Source organism: Microbacterium mitrae, from assembly GCF_008017445.1.
Classification (GTDB): Bacteria; Actinomycetota; Actinomycetes; order Actinomycetales; family Microbacteriaceae; genus Microbacterium; species Microbacterium mitrae.
This window is the reverse complement of record NZ_VRSW01000001.1, coordinates 130,548-146,248: the sequence shown is the minus strand read 5'-3', so window position 1 is coordinate 146,248 and position 15,701 is coordinate 130,548. Positions and strand designations below refer to the sequence as shown.

At 64.1% G+C, this 15,701-nt stretch carries 15 protein-coding genes; all 15 read right to left on the bottom strand.

Going from position 1 to position 15,701, the window contains the following annotated elements; all coding sequences use genetic code 11:
* Positions 1-36 precede the first annotated feature (36 nt).
* The 15 genes from FVP60_RS00650 to carA all read right to left on the bottom strand — a co-directional run bounded on the left by FVP60_RS00650 (position 37) and on the right by carA (position 15,701).
* Positions 37-627 carry a Trp biosynthesis-associated membrane protein gene (locus tag FVP60_RS00650; protein ID WP_246132409.1) on the bottom strand — a complete coding sequence of 197 codons (591 nt, stop codon included), beginning with the start codon at positions 625-627 and terminating at the stop codon, positions 37-39.
* Positions 624-968, bottom strand: coding sequence for a phosphoribosyl-AMP cyclohydrolase (gene hisI, locus FVP60_RS00645; protein WP_147824357.1), 345 nt, complete (start codon positions 966-968; stop codon positions 624-626). Before hisI ends, FVP60_RS00650 begins: the two co-directional genes overlap by 4 nt.
* On the bottom strand, positions 965-1,726 hold the full coding sequence (gene hisF / locus FVP60_RS00640; protein WP_147824356.1) for an imidazole glycerol phosphate synthase subunit HisF: 762 nt from the start codon (positions 1,724-1,726) through the stop codon (positions 965-967). The genes hisI and hisF overlap by 4 nt, the downstream gene beginning before the upstream one ends.
* The gene (gene hisG, locus FVP60_RS00635) at positions 1,726-2,565 is read right to left on the bottom strand and encodes an ATP phosphoribosyltransferase (protein WP_147824355.1); all 840 of its coding nucleotides are present in this window, start codon (positions 2,563-2,565) and stop codon (positions 1,726-1,728) included. The genes hisF and hisG overlap by 1 nt, the downstream gene beginning before the upstream one ends.
* Positions 2,566-2,586: 21 nt before the next feature.
* Positions 2,587-2,850 carry a phosphoribosyl-ATP diphosphatase gene (locus FVP60_RS00630; protein WP_147824354.1) on the bottom strand — a complete coding sequence of 88 codons (264 nt, stop codon included), beginning with the start codon at positions 2,848-2,850 and terminating at the stop codon, positions 2,587-2,589.
* Between the two features lie 12 nt (positions 2,851-2,862).
* Entirely contained in the window at positions 2,863-3,552 is a 690-nt protein-coding gene (gene rpe / locus FVP60_RS00625) for a ribulose-phosphate 3-epimerase (protein WP_147824353.1), read from the bottom strand.
* Between the two features lie 11 nt (positions 3,553-3,563).
* Positions 3,564-4,940, bottom strand: coding sequence for an RsmB/NOP family class I SAM-dependent RNA methyltransferase (locus tag FVP60_RS00620; protein WP_147824352.1), 1,377 nt, complete (start codon positions 4,938-4,940; stop codon positions 3,564-3,566).
* Positions 4,937-5,857: a methionyl-tRNA formyltransferase gene (fmt, locus tag FVP60_RS00615; RefSeq protein WP_147824351.1), complete on the bottom strand. Its 921-nt coding sequence runs from the start codon at positions 5,855-5,857 to the stop codon at positions 4,937-4,939. The genes FVP60_RS00620 and fmt overlap by 4 nt, the downstream gene beginning before the upstream one ends.
* A gap of 8 nt (positions 5,858-5,865) precedes the next feature.
* Positions 5,866-7,851: a primosomal protein N' family DNA-binding protein gene (locus tag FVP60_RS00610; protein ID WP_147824350.1), complete on the bottom strand. Its 1,986-nt coding sequence runs from the start codon at positions 7,849-7,851 to the stop codon at positions 5,866-5,868.
* A gap of 1 nt (position 7,852) precedes the next feature.
* Positions 7,853-9,043: a methionine adenosyltransferase gene (gene metK / locus FVP60_RS00605; protein ID WP_147824349.1), complete on the bottom strand. Its 1,191-nt coding sequence runs from the start codon at positions 9,041-9,043 to the stop codon at positions 7,853-7,855.
* A gap of 81 nt (positions 9,044-9,124) precedes the next feature.
* On the bottom strand, positions 9,125-9,379 hold the full coding sequence (rpoZ, locus tag FVP60_RS00600) for a DNA-directed RNA polymerase subunit omega (RefSeq protein WP_147824348.1): 255 nt from the start codon (positions 9,377-9,379) through the stop codon (positions 9,125-9,127).
* A gap of 131 nt (positions 9,380-9,510) precedes the next feature.
* The gene (gene gmk / locus FVP60_RS00595; RefSeq protein WP_147824347.1) at positions 9,511-10,413 is read right to left on the bottom strand and encodes a guanylate kinase; all 903 of its coding nucleotides are present in this window, start codon (positions 10,411-10,413) and stop codon (positions 9,511-9,513) included.
* Positions 10,406-11,260, bottom strand: coding sequence for an orotidine-5'-phosphate decarboxylase (pyrF, locus tag FVP60_RS00590; protein WP_147824346.1), 855 nt, complete (start codon positions 11,258-11,260; stop codon positions 10,406-10,408). Before pyrF ends, gmk begins: the two co-directional genes overlap by 8 nt.
* Complete coding sequence (gene carB / locus FVP60_RS00585; protein ID WP_147824345.1) at positions 11,257-14,547, bottom strand: carbamoyl-phosphate synthase large subunit; 3,291 nt, start codon at positions 14,545-14,547, stop codon at positions 11,257-11,259. Before carB ends, pyrF begins: the two co-directional genes overlap by 4 nt.
* Positions 14,547-15,701, bottom strand: coding sequence for a glutamine-hydrolyzing carbamoyl-phosphate synthase small subunit (gene carA, locus FVP60_RS00580; protein WP_147824344.1), 1,155 nt, complete (start codon positions 15,699-15,701; stop codon positions 14,547-14,549). Before carA ends, carB begins: the two co-directional genes overlap by 1 nt.

Genomic DNA, 15,701 nt, shown 5'->3' with positions numbered 1-15,701 from the left:
AATTTTCAGTCTATCGGGAATGTGGGCTGACGCCCGTCAGGCGCTCTGCGTTGGGTCATCGCCGCGGCTCAGCTCGTCCCATGAGTCGATCTTGTCGAGTGGCCCGGAGTGGTGTGCTCCGCCAGCCGCGACGCGATATTTTTTGCCGGAAGCCGGCCACGATCGCGCCGTGATGAGGGTGATGACGCCGCCACCGATCACGAGCAACCAGGCGATGATCGTCACCAGTACCCACGGGGTTTGCGTGAGTGAGGTCACCATATCGGCGATCGCCGACTCCCCCGCGATACCGGTGGCTTCGGTCACGGCCGCCGCCACGTCTTGCGCGGAGGCGCCGGTCAGCAGACGCACGTTAAACGTGAGCAACGCGATGCCGATGATGACCACGAGCGCGCCGATGAGATAGCGAAACGCCACCCCCGCGATGCTGAGGGTCATGGCTGCGGCGATCGCGGCCAGGCTCAGGGGGGCGAGGAGCGGAATTGCGTCGGCACCCGGTACGTGGATCGCCTCAGCTGCGCCGTCGTTGATCGTGGCGTCAAGCCACGTTTGCGTAGACGCGATCAGCCCAAAGAGGCCACCGGCGAGAATGCTCAATACGCTCAGCAGACGAGCACGCTTCATCATGCGGTGCCCTCGATACGCAACTCTCGCTCGTCAAAGCAGGTGTGGGTTCCGGTGTGACATGCCGCGCCCGTCTGGTCAACCAGGAGCAGCACGGTGTCGCCGTCGCAGTCGTACGAGGCCGACACGAGCGTCTGAATGTGGCCCGACGTGTCGCCCTTTCGCCAATACTCCCCGCGCGAGCGCGACCAGTAGGTGACGCGCCCCTCGGTGAGGGTTCGGCGTAGCGCCTCCTCATCCATCCACGCCAGCATCAGCACCTCTTTGGTGTCAGCTTGCTGAACGATGGCCGGAACCAGGCCGTCGGCGTTGAAAACAACGCGCGGAAACAGCGGTGCGGTCATCGAACCAGCACCCCCTCATCACGAAGTGCCGTCTTCACATCGGCGATGGTGAACAGACCGGAGTGAAACACGCTGGCGGCCAGGACTGCGTCTGCTCCCGCCTCGACGGCTGGTGCAAAGTGTTCCACCGCACCGGCACCGCCGGAGGCGATAACGGGCACGTAGGCAATTTCGCGCATGAGACGAACCAACTCCAGATCAAAGCCCTCGCGGGTTCCGTCTGCGTCGATGGAGTTGACGAGCAACTCCCCCACGCCGCGCTCCATCGCTTCGCGCGACCAATCCAGCGCATCGATCATGGTCTCTTTGCGACCGCCGTGGGTCGTTACAACGAAGCCGCTCGGCACGACATTGGAGCGCTTCACATCCAGCGAGAGCACCAGCACCTGCGAGCCAAAGCGGTCGGCAATGTCAGAGATCAGTTCGGGGCGAGCGATCGCCGCAGAGTTCACGCCAACCTTGTCGGCACCGACCGCCTGCAGTCGGGCAACGTCGTCAACGCTTCGGACGCCCCCGCCAACGGTCAGCGGAATGAACACCTGCTCGGCGGTGCGGCGCACGACGTCGTACATCGTGGAGCGGTTATCAACCGTGGCCGTCACATCAAGAAAGGTGAGCTCGTCTGCGCCTTGGTCAAAGTAGCGAGCCGCCAGTTCAACCGGGTCCCCCATCTCCTTCAGATTCTGAAAGTTGACGCCCTTGACCACTTTGCCGTCGGCGACATCAAGGCAGGGAATGACGCGGGTTGCGACAGTCATCAGAGCCTCGCGGCGTCAATGGCGGTGACCAGAATCGCTCGCGCACCAATGGCGTAGAGGTCATCCATCACCCGGTTGACCGACTTGCGGGGGCTCATCACACGCACCGCAACCCAGGCCGGATCGCGCAGCGGTGAAATGGTTGGCGATTCGATTCCCGGTGCCAGGGCGACGGCCTGGTCAACGAGGTGCGATGGCAGGTCGTAGTCGATGAGCACATAGCGTCTGGCGACCATCACGCCGCGCAGGCGACGCAGCAGCGTTTCGGTGCCGTCCACGTCGTGCGGGCCGGCGATCAGTACCGCCTCCGACTGCAACAGCACCGGGCCGAAGATCTCCAGCCCTGCTTGCCGCAGCGTGGTTCCGGTCGAGACGACGTCTGCGACGGCATCAGCGACTCCGAGCTCGACGGCCGACTCCACGGCACCGTCGAGCGGAACCAGGTCAACGGCAACACCGTGTTCGTCGAGAAAACGGTCAACGAGACCCGGGTAGGCGGTGGCCACCCGGAAGCCTTCGAGGTCTTTCAGCTCGGAGAAGCGGCCGGGGCGGCTTGCGAAGCGAAAGGTCGAGTCACCGAACCCGAGTGCCTCAATTTCGCGCGCTGGCATGCGCACATCGAGCAGCAGGTCTCGGCCCGTGATGCCGACGTCGAGTGCGCCAGAGGCAACGTAGGTAGCGATGTCTCGGGGGCGGAGGTAAAAGAATTCGACGTCGTTGGGGGCGTCGATAACGTGCAGGTCTTTAGGATCGCGACGACCGGTGTAGCCGGCTTCGGCCAACATCGATGAGGCGGTCTCGGAGAGGGATCCCTTATTGGGCAGGGCAATTCGAAGCATGGTGGGCTTTCGGTGAAGTTTTTACAGGTGACGGTATACGTCGGCGAGGGTGATTCCCCTGGCCAACATCAGAACCTGGGCGTGGTACAGCAGCTGGGAAAGTTCCAGCGCGAGGTCGTCGTCTGACTCGTACTCGGCGGCCATCCAGGCTTCAGCGGCCTCCTCCACGACCTTCTTGCCGATGGTATGCACCCCGGCGTCCAAGAGTTCGACGGTGCGAGAGTTGGATTCTCTCGCCGTCGCCTTGTCGCTGAGCTCTGCAAACAGATCGTCGAAGGTCTTCACTCCTCTAGGTTACTAGCCGTGAGGGTGGCGGTGATACGCGGTTTCACCGAGCTCACGAAGCATGATGATTGCGGCGTCCGGGTCTGCTGCGCCAAAAACGGCAGAGCCTGCCACAAACGTGTCGGCGCCGTTTTCGGCGGCGATCGCAATGGTGTCGGCGTTGATGCCGCCATCCACCTGCAACCAGACATCAGATTCGACCGCGCGAGCGTGCGCTGCCAGCGCCGACAATTTCGGCATGGTCTGCGGTTGAAATGCTTGACCACCGAAACCGGGTTCGACCGTCATCACCAGGATCTGATCGAATTCACCGAGGATGTCGTAGAGAAACTCGGCCGGGGTTCCGGGGCGTAATGCGATTCCCGCACGCGCGCCGATTTCTCGCACCCGGCGCGCGGTGGCGACCGGGTCGGCCGTGGCCTCGGCATGAAACGTCACCGACGCAACGCCAAGCTCGGCATAGGTCGGTGCCCACCGATCACAGTCGTTGATCATGAGGTGAACATCAAGCGGCACGGGGCTCGTCTCTTGCACCCGCTTGGTCATCTGCGACCCGAACGTGAGGTTCGGTACAAAGTTGTTGTCCATCACGTCGACATGTACAAAGTCTGCGGCACCGATGCGCTGCAGATCACGCTCCATGTTGACAAAGTCGGCAGACAGAATGCTGGGGTTGATGCGCACGTCGCTCACATTTCTCATTATCGTGCGCCTCACGCCTTCTTCTGCAGCAGAGACAGAAACATGCCGTCGGTGCCGTGGCGGTGCGGCCACAGTTGCGCACGCCCGGAACCATCGAGCGGGGCGGGCAGGTCAAGCGGAGTGCGAGACACCGTTTGCACCGCGGCGCGGGCATCGAGCTCGGTGTACTCGTCACCGACGGCGCGGTTCAAGTGCGTGAGCACGCCTGTGGTCTCACCCAGGTGCGGCGAGCACGTCACATAAGCGAGGGTTCCGCCGGGCTTCAGCGCCATCAGCGCCGCGTCGAGAAGCTGGAACTGCAGGTCGGCGAGTTCTGCGACGTCGCTGGGTTGCTTGCGCCAGCGCGACTCGGGGCGCCGTCGGAGTGCGCCAAGGCCCGTGCAGGGCGCATCAACCAGAATGCGGTCGTACGTGTTGGGGCGCATGGCGGCGAAGTCGCGGCCATCTTCTTCGTGGACGACAACGTCAAGAGGGATTCCTGCAATGGCCTGGCGCACCAAGCCCGCGCGGGCAGGGGTGACCTCATTCGCCTCGAGCGTTGCTCCGCCAGCGAGCGCCTCGGCAGCGAGAATGGCCGTCTTTCCTCCGGGGCCTGCGCACAGATCCAACCACTTCTCCCCCGGTTTGATCTCACTCGAACGCGTGAGGGCCAGGGCAACGAGCTGAGAGCCTTCGTCTTGCACGCGAATCCGGCCCTCAGACTCACGAACGGTGGCCGCCGGGTCGCCGCCGGGGCTTTGGAAACCGACGGGAGATCCGGCGGTTCGGGTGGCGTCGGCTGGAATCTCGGCGAGGCCGGGCAGCGCCGCCATGACGACCGACGGCGATGCGTTGTCGGCGGCGAGCAGAGCTTCGAGCTCGTCGGCTCGCCCTTCTGCGGCCAGGGCGCGACGGAACGCGCGAATCACCCACACCGGGTGGGATGCGATTACAGACAGACGCTCGTCGTCGGAGCGGGCGGCCTCTTCCAGACGCGCAAGCCAGGTTTGCAGGTCTGCCTCAACGACGCGACGCATCACCGCGTTCGCGAATCCGGTGGCCCGGTTTCCGACCATGTCACGCACCAATTGCACGGTCTCGTTGACGGCGGCGTGATCGGCAACGCGCGTCGCCAACACCTGGTGAATGCCGAGGCGCAGGGCATCGCGCACCGCGGGTTCAACGGTGTCGATATCGCGCTTGGAGGCCATCTCGATAATGGCGTCATAGGTGCCGAGGCGGCGCAGGGTTCCGTAGGTCAATTCGGTCGCAAAGCCGGCGTCTTGCGGGCTCAGCGCCTGCCTGCGGATGGCGACCGGCAGAGCCAGGTTGGCATAGGCATCTGAGGTGGATACGGCGTGAATAACCTCATAAGCCACGCGGCGAGCGGGTGCGGCGTAGGTGGTCATGATCCTGCTTTCAAAGTTTCGGTGCGTAGTCCGCGCCACCAGTCTGCGGCAGCCATTGCCGCCTTGCCAGCGGGCTGAACGGTCACGAGGATGAGCGGCGCCGTGGCCGTGCCGATGATGACGGAACCATTGTCGAAGGTCAACTCCCCCGGCGCGGGACGCCGGGTGCTTGCCGAACGCGCCGCACGAAGCACCTTGAGCGGCGTACCGTCGATGGTCGTGAAGGCGCCGGGCTCGGGCGTTACGCCTCGAAGGTGGGCGTATACGGCACCCGATGCCTGGTTCCAGTCGATGCGGCCGTCTTCTCGCTCCAGCTTGGCGGCCGTCGTGGGCTCACCGACCTGCGCGCTGGCGACCGCCGATCCATCGGCGATCTGCTGCACCACATCGACGACAACCGGCGCTCCTCGCTCGGCAAGTTCGGCAAGAAACTCACCGGCCGTCGCGTCTTTAGGCATCGGAACCTCGTCGATCGCGAAGAGATCGCCAGCGTCGAGTGCGGGAACGAGCTGGAACACGGCGACGCCCGTCACCGCATCGTTCGCCATCATCGACCGTTGCACGGGCGCCGCTCCTCGCCACAGCGGGAGCAACGAAAAGTGCAGGTTAATCCAGCCATGTGTTGGCGTGCTCAGCAGCGGCTCACGCACCAGCCCGCCGTAGGCGACGATGACGCCAAGGTCTATGTTGTGTGCGGCGATCTGTGCGGTCGTCGCGTCGTCGAGCCGAGCCGCCTTGATCACCTCGATACCGAGTTCAGCCGCGGCCTCGGCGACAGGCGACGGCGTCATGACGCGCTTGCGACCGAGAGGCGCGTCGGGTCGGGTGATCACCACAGCTACATCGTGACCAGACGCGACGAGCGCTCGAAGCGTTGGCACGGCGACGGCCGGCGTTCCGGCGAAAGCAATACGCATGAGAGTCCTTACAGTTGCGGGTCTGCGACATCGGCGCGCAACTTGAGCGTCGCGCGCGGGGGGCGTTGCGGGCGGGTTCTGGTGCTTCTTCTGCCGGCAACCGCGGCGGCGATGACACTCGCCCGCAGCGAGGTGATGACGGCATGACCCAGGGCATAGTCGTAACGAATCAGGGCTCGTGCCAACTCGTCAGCGTTGGCCTCGAGTGCGAGCGGCCCGAGAACAGCGTCGCGCGGCAGGGCTGGCACATCCTCGCGCAGGGTACGAAGCGCGGTGGTCAGCGACTCGTGGTCACCCTCCAGCATGGCGACGCGCACCGTCGGTGGCATCCGCAGCGGTGCCCGCTCGGTGAGCTCGGCCTGGGCGAACGCCACCTGAGACCACGTGGCAAAGGCTCGGGCGATGAGCCCCGTCACACCAACCAGGTGCACCGGTGCTCCCGGCGCGGCCAACGCGGCGGCGTTTGACCACCAGCGCAAGCAGGATTCGGCAACCCGGAGGTCATCGCTCATCAGCATGCGGTCGCCGTCAAGCAGCAAGACGGCGTGGTAGCCGCCGGCGGCGACCGGTTCCGCGCCGCGCGTTGCCACCACCAGTACCGGTAATTCTCCGACTTCCATCACGGTGTGTTCGCCGTCAGAAACCACGATCCGCACACCGGGGAAGGCGCGACCAAGGTCATCTGCCGTGCGTTCACTGCCGGAAGAGGCCAGCCGCACCTGAACAGAGTTGCACTCCGAACACTTCCAGCCGTGAGCGGTTCGCCCGCACCAGCGACACTGTGGCGCCGCGCCGCGCGATTTCGCGTGCAGCGGACCGGAACAGTGCAGGCACTTGGCGGGTGCGCGGCACTGCGCACACACCAACACCGGGGCGTACCCGGGCCGAGATACCTGCACCAGCACGGGGCCGGTGGCCAGCGCCTCCCGCACCGCACGATAGGCGCTAGACGGAATACGGGTTCCGGGCGCTTCGGTGTCGGTCGATGCCGTGAGCACCGTGCTCGGCGCATAACGCCGTGCCGCAGAAATCGACTGAACGTATCCCAGGCCGACCAACCGCTCCACATCAGTCGTGCGGGTGTGCCCGGCAAACACCAGAGCACACCCGGTCAGCTCTTGCCGCACCAGCGCAGCATCGCGCGCGTGAACGTAGGGCGCCAGCGGCTCCTCCAGCAGGCTGTCGCCGTCGTCCCACATCACGATCAGGCTGGCACTGACCGGGGAATACACCGCCGAGCGGTTGCCCACCACGATCACCGGGGCCGCGGCAAGGGTTCGCAAGAAGTTGCGGTAGCGGTCGGGGCCCGATTGCCGGGCGTCAACGCGTGCGATCGCGTCGTCGGAGACGAAATCACGAAGCGCGGTCATGACCGCATCCTGGTCGCGATAGTCCGGAACGACGACGACGGTGCTCTCCCCGTGGCTGAGTCGTTCGGTCGCCATCGCGGCAACCAGCATCGCCCACGCCCCCACGGTGTCACCATCAGACGTTGTCACCGGGTGCGCGATCGCCGTGAGCGCCAAGCGTCCGCGCTCTGCAATGCCGTCGGCAAGCCCCGGATAGTCGTCGATCAGAGTCTTTGCGTATGAAACCGCGTCATCGGCAACGGATGCAGCCTCTGGTTCCGGGGCAGCCATCCATTGCTTCTCGACCCGCACCTGCCGCTTGGGCACCGCGAGACGAAGAATGTCGCCCGCAGAGCCGCCGGCACGGTCAGCGACCTTGCGAGCGAGGGCGTACAGCGGGGGCGGAACCACGCACGCCGCGGAAACGACGCTGTCGATTTCGCTGAGCGGCCGGTCTGTTGTGGTTGCCGAGGCCACCTCAATCGCGATGGCATCGACAATTCGCCCCACGGTGCGCAACGGCACTCTGAGGCGAACGCCCGGCTGCACCTGGCTTTCGAGTGCGTCCGGAACCGTGTAGTCGAACAGTCTGTCCAGCTGAGGCAGGGGCGAATCGATCAGAACGCGAACGACTCGCTGCGACATGTTAGAGGCCAGCGGCGGTGCGCAATTCGTCGACGCGCGTGGTGTTCTCCCACGTGAAGTCGGGCAGCTCACGACCGAAGTGACCATACGCTGCGGTTGCCGCGTAAATGGGGCGCAACAGGTCGAGCTCTTCGATGATGGCGCTCGGACGAAGATCGAAAACGCTGGTAATCGCCTTCGCGATTGCGTCGTCGTCGATCTTTCCGGTGCCGAATGACTCAACGTAGAGGCCAACGGGTGCTGCCTTGCCGATGGCGTAAGCGACCTGCACTTCAAGGCGATCGGCGAGACCCGCAGCGACCGCGTTCTTCGCAACCCAACGCATCGCGTAGGCAGCCGAACGGTCAACCTTCGAGGGGTCTTTGCCGCTGAATGCGCCACCACCGTGGCGGGCTGCGCCGCCGTAGGTGTCGATGATGATCTTGCGGCCGGTGAGGCCCGCATCACCCTTGGGGCCACCAATTTCAAAGGGGCCAGCCGGGTTGAAGTAAAGCTTGTAGTCCGGCGCGTCCAGGCCAGACTCGGCCAGCACGGGCTCGATCACGTGGGTGCGCACGGCTTCGCGAAGCGCCTCCTGCGTGACGTGCGGGTTGTGCTGCGTTGAAACCACAACCGCTTCAATGGTCTTGGGAGTGAAGCCGTCGTAGCCGAGCGTCACCTGCGTCTTGCCGTCGGGACGAAGCTCAGCAATGGTTCCGTCGTGTCGAACGGCAGCGAGTCGCTCAGCAAGGCGGTGAGCCAGCCACGCCGATGCAGGCATGAGCTGCGGGGTTTCGTTGGTGGCAAAACCGAACATGATGCCCTGGTCGCCTGCGCCCTGCAGGTCGTGGCGATCAGCGGAACCCTCGCGCGCCTCCAGCGCCTGCGAAACGCCCGCGTGAATGTCACCGGACTGCTCGCCAACCGACACGGTCACACCACACGAGTCGCCGTCAAAGCCGGTCTCGCTTGAGGTGTAGCCGATGGTGTTCACCACACGACGTGCGATTCCCGAAATGTCGGCGTAGGCGTCGGTGCGAAGCTCACCGGCAACGTGAATCAGCCCCGTGGTCACGAGCGTCTCAATCGCGGCGTGCGTGTTGGGGTCTTTGCTCAACAGATCGTCGAGAATGCTGTCCGAGATCTGGTCACAGATCTTGTCGGGGTGTCCTTCGGTGACAGACTCCGAGGTGAACAGGCGCAGGCTAGTCATTACAGGCTCCAGTCGTATGTGTCACACACAAATATGCCCGCCGCCACGGACATTCCATGACGGCGGGTCATAAAGCGAGATTTACTCGGCAGCGCGCAGGCGCAGCTTGTCCTCGTTGATCTCGTGAAGGGCGATCGTCAGCGGCTTGTCTTCAACAGACGAGTCAACGAGCGGTCCGACGTTGTCGAAGAGGTTGCCCTCCTGCAGGTCGGAGTAGTAGTCGTTGATCTGGCGCGCACGCTTGGACGCGTAGATGACCAGTTCGTACTTGGACTCAACCTTGCTGAGCAGGTTGTCGATGGGCGGGTCAATAATGCCCTGGTTGGTGCCGGCCATGGCGAACCTCCTGTGTCGGAGTGGAAAAGACGTGGCGTGGCGGAATCCGCGCATACGCAAGAAGCCAGTCTACGCCCTTTTGGCGGTGACTGTTCGCTGCCCGCAGCATGTTGCCGCGGGCAGCGTCACAATCACGCGGTGGTGGCGAGGGAAACGATTTCTTCGGCGGCACGAGCCACGTCGTCGTTGATCACGCGGTGATCAAACTCGTTCTGCGCCGCCAGCTCCACCTTTGCGGTGCGAAGGCGACGGGCGCGCTCCTCCTCATTCTCGGTTCCGCGACCGACGAGTCGGTCTACCAACTCATCCCATGACGGCGGCAACAGGAACACGAGTGATGCGCTCGGCTCGGCCCTGCGCACCTGACGAGCACCCTGCAGGTCAATCTCGAGCAACACGGTCTTGCCTGCGGCAATCGCGTCAAAAATCGGACCACGCGGCGTGCCGTAGCGATGGGAGTTGTGAACCGTCGCGTATTCGAGCAGTTCGCCGGCGCCAATCATGCGGTCAAACTCGGCGTCGTCGACGAAGAAGTAGTGAACCCCGTCAACCTCGCCCGGGCGCGGAGCGCGGGTGGTGGCAGAAACCGAAAGGTGAATTTCCGGGTGCGCCTCACGGATGTGCGCGGCAACCGTTCCCTTGCCGACAGCCGTGGGGCCGGCGAGTACGAGGAGGCGGCTGCGGTGAGGACGTGCCGTCGGCTCCGGGAGACGTGCGTCAAGCCAGTGCGCAATGTCGCGACGCTGACGTGCGCCGAGACCACCGAGGCGCTTCACCGGTGAGATCGCAAGGTCCGCAAGAATGCGGTCACGCTTTCCCTCACCGATCGCCGGAATCGCGGTCAGAAACTCCGTCACACGAAGCGTACCGGGCGCCGAGGTTGGGTCGGCGTATGCCCGCCGGGTGACCTCCTGCGGCGTGACAACGCGATTGGCGATGTCACGCTTCAGGGCGGCGCGAGCGCGGCGTGCCGCAACGGCCTTCTGAGAAGCGGCGATTCGATCCACCTCGGGGGGACGCTGAGCGTCAGCCACGGGTAACCTCCAGTTCGTTTTTGCGCGAGCGAATAGCATCTTCGAGGCCGACGGGTCCGGCTCGAAGAATGCCGCGGCTTTCGCTCGCAATGACGGACGGTGCGTTTGCACCGAACAACTCCCCTAGTTCTGCCAACGCTGGGCCCTGGGCACCAAAGCCCGGGGCAAGAATTGGCGCACGCGGCGTCAATTGCGCGGGCAAACCAAGCGACGCCTGATCCACCGTTGCACCGATCACGAATCCCATGGATCCCCACCCGTGACCGTCCGCGGTGTCGGCATTAAATGCAGACACCGACGAAATGACCGCTGCCGCGACACTTTCCTGACCCGTACCGGCCGACACAACAGCACGTTGCAACTCCCCCGCTTCCGGGTTGCTGGTTGCCGAAAGCACAAAGAGCCCCTTGCCGTGCTGGTGCGCGAAGGTCATGGTTTCGCGCAGCGACGTTGGCCCAAGATACGGGCTCACCGTCAACGCGTCAGCTTCCAGGGGTGAGCCCGGAGCCAACCATGCTTGCGCGTAGCCAGCCATCGTGGTTCCGATATCGCCGCGCTTCGCGTCGGCAATAACCAAAATCCCCGCGGCCCGCGCGGCACGCGTGACGTCTTCCAGGGCGGCAAAGCCCGCGGAACCAAAGCGCTCGTAAAACGACGCCTGCGGCTTGACGAAGCCAACTTCGCCAGCCGAGGCGTCTACGACGCGCAGACCGAATTCGCGCGCGCCGGCGGCAGACACCGGCAGGTTCCAGTCGTTCAAAAGGGACTCGTGGGGGTCGATCCCAACGCACAGCGCACCGTGCGTCAGAATCGCCTCACGAGTTTTCGTGCCAAACGCAATCGTCATGACAGCGCGGCTACCCGGTCGTTCTGGTATTCCTGCAGGCTACGCACCTCAAACGGTGCTCCCAGCGCGTCCATCGCCGAGACCGCGGCGCCCAGCACCGCCATCGTCGTGAACAGCGCCTTGTCTGCGGCAACAGCGGCGGCACGAATCTCATACCCGTCGGCGCGGGCAGCAACCCCACTGGGGGTGTTGACCACGATGTCGATTTCGCCTGCGTTGATCAGGTCGACAATGTTCGTTGCACCAGATTCGACCGTCTCGCTGAACTTGTGCACGATGTCAACGGCGATGCCGTTGCGCGCGAGAACCTCAGCGGTTCCCTCAGTCGCGACCAGCTTGTAGCCCAGCTGCTGCAGGCGGTGCGCGGGCAGAATTACGGCGCGCTTGTCAGAGTCAGCAACCGAGATGAAGACGGTGCCGGAACGCGGGATTCCGCCGTAAGCGCCGGCCTGGCTCTTGGCGAAGGCGGTCGGGAAGTCGCGGTCGATACCCATGACTTCACCCGTGGACCGCATCTCCGGGCCGAGCACGGAGTCAACAGTCTGGCCGTCTTTCGTGCGGAATCGCTTGAACGGAAGAACCGCCTCTTTCACGGCGACCGGCGCATCCAGCGGCACGCGGGAGCCATCCTGCGCGGGCAGCAGGCCTTCGGCCTTCAGCTCGGCGATGGTGGAGCCGGTCATGATGCGGCTGGCTGCCTTGGCGAGCGGAATTCCCAGGGCCTTGGAGACAAACGGAACCGTGCGGCTGGCGCGGGGGTTTGCCTCGATGACGTAGAGCACGTCGGCGGAGATCGCGAACTGCACGTTCAGGAGTCCGCGAACCCCAACACCCTCGGCAATACCGAGTGTTGCCGTGCGCACCCGATCGATGTCACTGCGACCGAGCGACATCGGCGGCAGCGTGCAGGAGGAGTCGCCGGAGTGGATGCCCGCCTCTTCGAGGTGTTCCATCACACCACCGATGTAGAGCTCGTGACCGTCGTACAGCGCGTCAACGTCAAGTTCAATCGCGTCGTCAAGGAAGCGATCGACCAGGAGCGGTCGGCCTTCGCCGATGATGGCTTGACCATCCATGCGCACGAAGTAGTCGCGCAGCGAGGCGGTGTCGTAGACAATCTCCATGCCGCGTCCGCCGAGCACGAAGCTCGGGCGCACCAGCACCGGGTAGCCGATCTCCTCGGCAATCTTCACCGCGCCGGCAACGTCGGTCGCGGTTCCGTGGCGGGGCGCCACCAGACCAGCGTTGTCGAGAATCGCGCTGAATTGAGCGCGTTCCTCCGCCGCGTCGATGGCCTCCGGGCTGGTGCCGAGAATCGTGTAGCCGGCGTCTTGAATGCCCTGGGCAAGACCGAGCGGTGTCTGGCCGCCCAGCTGGCACACCACGCCCAGAATCGTGCCGGACTGCGATTCTGCGTGCAGAATCTCCAGCACGTCTTCCAGCGTCAGCGGCTCAAAGTACAGGCGATCGGAGGTGTCGTAGTCAGTCGACACCGTCTCCGGGTTGCAGTTGACCATGATCGTCTCGTAGCCGGCGTCTGAGAGCGCAAACGAGGCGTGCACGCACGAGTAGTCAAACTCAATGCCCTGACCGATGCGGTTCGGGCCGGAACCAATGATGACCACCTTGGTGCGGTCGGAGGCGGCAACCTCGGTCTCCGTGTCGTACGACGAGTAGTGGTACGGCGTGAGCGCCGGAAATTCGCCGGCACACGTATCGACGGTCTTGTAGACCGGCCGCACGCCGAGCCCGTGGCGTACGCCGCGAACCTCGGCCTCCGTGGTTCCGCGCAACTGCGCAATCTGCGTATCGCTGAAACCGTGATCTTTCGCGACCCGCAGCACGTGCTCCGAAAGCTCCGGCTCCGCCGCGATGCCGGCGGCAACCTCGTTGATCAATGCGATCTGGTCGAGGAACCACGGGTCAATCGCGGTGGCGTCAAACGCCTGCTCAATCGTCGCGCCCTTGCGCATCGCCTGCTGCAGCGTCACGATGCGACCATCGGTGGGCGTCTGCGCGATGGTCAGCAGTTCGTCAACCGAGCGCTCTTCTGCACCCCAGTGGAACGAGGAGCCACGCTTTTCGAGGGATCGCAGCGACTTCTGCAATGCGGTGGTGAAGTTGCGCCCGATGGCCATGGCCTCGCCCACCGACTTCATGGTGGTCGACAGCGTCGCATCTGCGGCTGGGAACTTTTCGAAGGCAAAACGCGGTGCCTTAACGACGACGTAGTCCAGGGTCGGCTCGAAGCTTGCCGGGGTGACCTCGGTGATGTCGTTGGGGATCTCATCGAGGCGGTAACCGATGGCCAGCTTCGCGGCGATCTTCGCGATCGGGAAGCCCGTCGCCTTCGATGCCAGCGCCGACGAACGCGAAACACGCGGGTTCATTTCAATGACAATGACGCGACCGTTGGTCGGATCAATGGCAAACTGAATGTTGCAGCCACCGGTGTCGACGCCAACGGCGCGGATGATCTCGATACCAATGTTTCGCAGGTTCTGGTACTCGCGGTCGGTGAGGGTCAACGCCGGCGCAACCGTCATCGAGTCGCCGGTGTGCACACCAACCGGGTCAACGTTTTCAATCGAGCAGACGACGACCGTGTTGTCGGACGTGTCGCGCATCAGCTCAAGCTCGTACTCCTTCCACCCGAGGATTGACTCCTCAAGCAGCACCTCGTTCGTGGGTGAGTCGTGCAGGCCAGCGCCACCAATCAGGCGCAGGTCTTCTTCGTTGTAGGCGAAGCCAGAGCCGAGACCGCCCATGGTGAAGGACGGGCGCACCACGAGCGGGTAGCCCAGCAGTTCAGCACCGGCAAGCAGCTCGTCCATGGTGTGGCAGATGACCGACTTTGCGACGTCGGCGCCGCATTCGAGCACCAGATCCTTGAAGATCTGGCGGTCTTCGCCCTTCTTGATCGCTTCGACCTTGGCACCGATCAGCTCGACGCCGTACTTGTCGAGAATGCCGAGTGCGTCCAACTCCATCGCAGCGTTCAATGCCGTCTGGCCGCCGAGCGTCGGCAGAATCGCGTCGGGCTTCTCCTTCGCGATGATCGTCTCGATGACCTCGGGGGTGATCGGTTCGATGTAGGTCGCGTCCGCGAAGTCGGGGTCGGTCATGATGGTGGCCGGGTTGGAGTTGACCAGGATGACGCGCACGCCCTCCTCGCGCAGCACACGGCACGCCTGGGTGCCGGAGTAGTCAAACTCGGCAGCCTGGCCGATGACGATCGGACCGGAGCCGATCACGAGAACGCTGTTGATATCGTCGCGCTTCGGCATTACTTCGAGTCCTTCGTGTCGTTGTGCGCGATGACCATGTCGCGGAAGCGGTCAAACAGGTAGTTGGCGTCGTGCGGACCTGCCGCAGCTTCCGGGTGGTACTGCACGCTAAAGGCGGGAATGTCGAGCGCGCGCAGGCCCTCAACGACCTGATCGTTCAGGCCAATGTGGCTGACTTCGACCTTGCCGTAGCCGTTGGGGCTGTCAAACGCGCCATCGATGGGCGCATCAACGGCGAAGCCGTGGTTGTGTGCGGTGATTTCTACCCGGCCGGTCGTCTTATCCAGCACCGGCTGGTTGATGCCACGGTGCCCAAACGGCAACTTGTAGGTGCCGAGTCCGAGCGCGCGCCCCAGCAGCTGGTTGCCGAAGCAGATGCCGAAGAAGGGGTAGCCGGCGTCGAGCACGCTGCGCAGCAACGCCACGTGTCCGTCGGATGCTGCCGGGTCACCCGGGCCATTGGAGTAGAACACGGCGACGGGTTCGATTGCCGTGATGTCTTCAATCGAGCTGGTCTGCGGCATCACGTGTACCTCGAAGCCACGCTCGGCGAGGTTGTTGATGGTCGCTTGCTTCACGCCCAGGTCGATGACGGCAAGGTTGCCGATGCGCTCGCCCACCGCTGCCGTCACTTCTGCCACCGCAACGGAGACGTCGGCTGAAAGATTTTGACCGGCCATCAGTGGCGCTTCGCGCACGATGCGCATTTGTTCTTCGTCGGCGATGTTTGCGGCGTCGCCGGAGAAGATCGCGCCGCGCATGCTACCGACGGAACGGATGATGCGCGTCACAGCGCGGGTGTCGATTCCGCTGATGCCGACGATGCCGTCGCGCTCCAGCGCCGCATCCAGCGACTCATCGGCACGCCAGTTTGATACCACGCGGGAGGGGTCACGCACGATGTAGCCCGCAACCCAGATGCGACGCGACTCCGGGTCTTCGTCATTCATTCCGGTGTTGCCGATGTGCGGCGCGGTCTGCAGCACGATCTGCCCGGCATAACTCGGGTCGGTGAGGGTCTCTTGGTAGCCGGTCATGCCGGTGGAGAAGACAACCTCGCCGATCGTCGTGCCACGGGCACCGTAGGCGGCACCCGGGAAGCGGCTGCCGTCTTCGAGAACGAGAACGGCGGGTTCAATTGAAAACAAAGACAT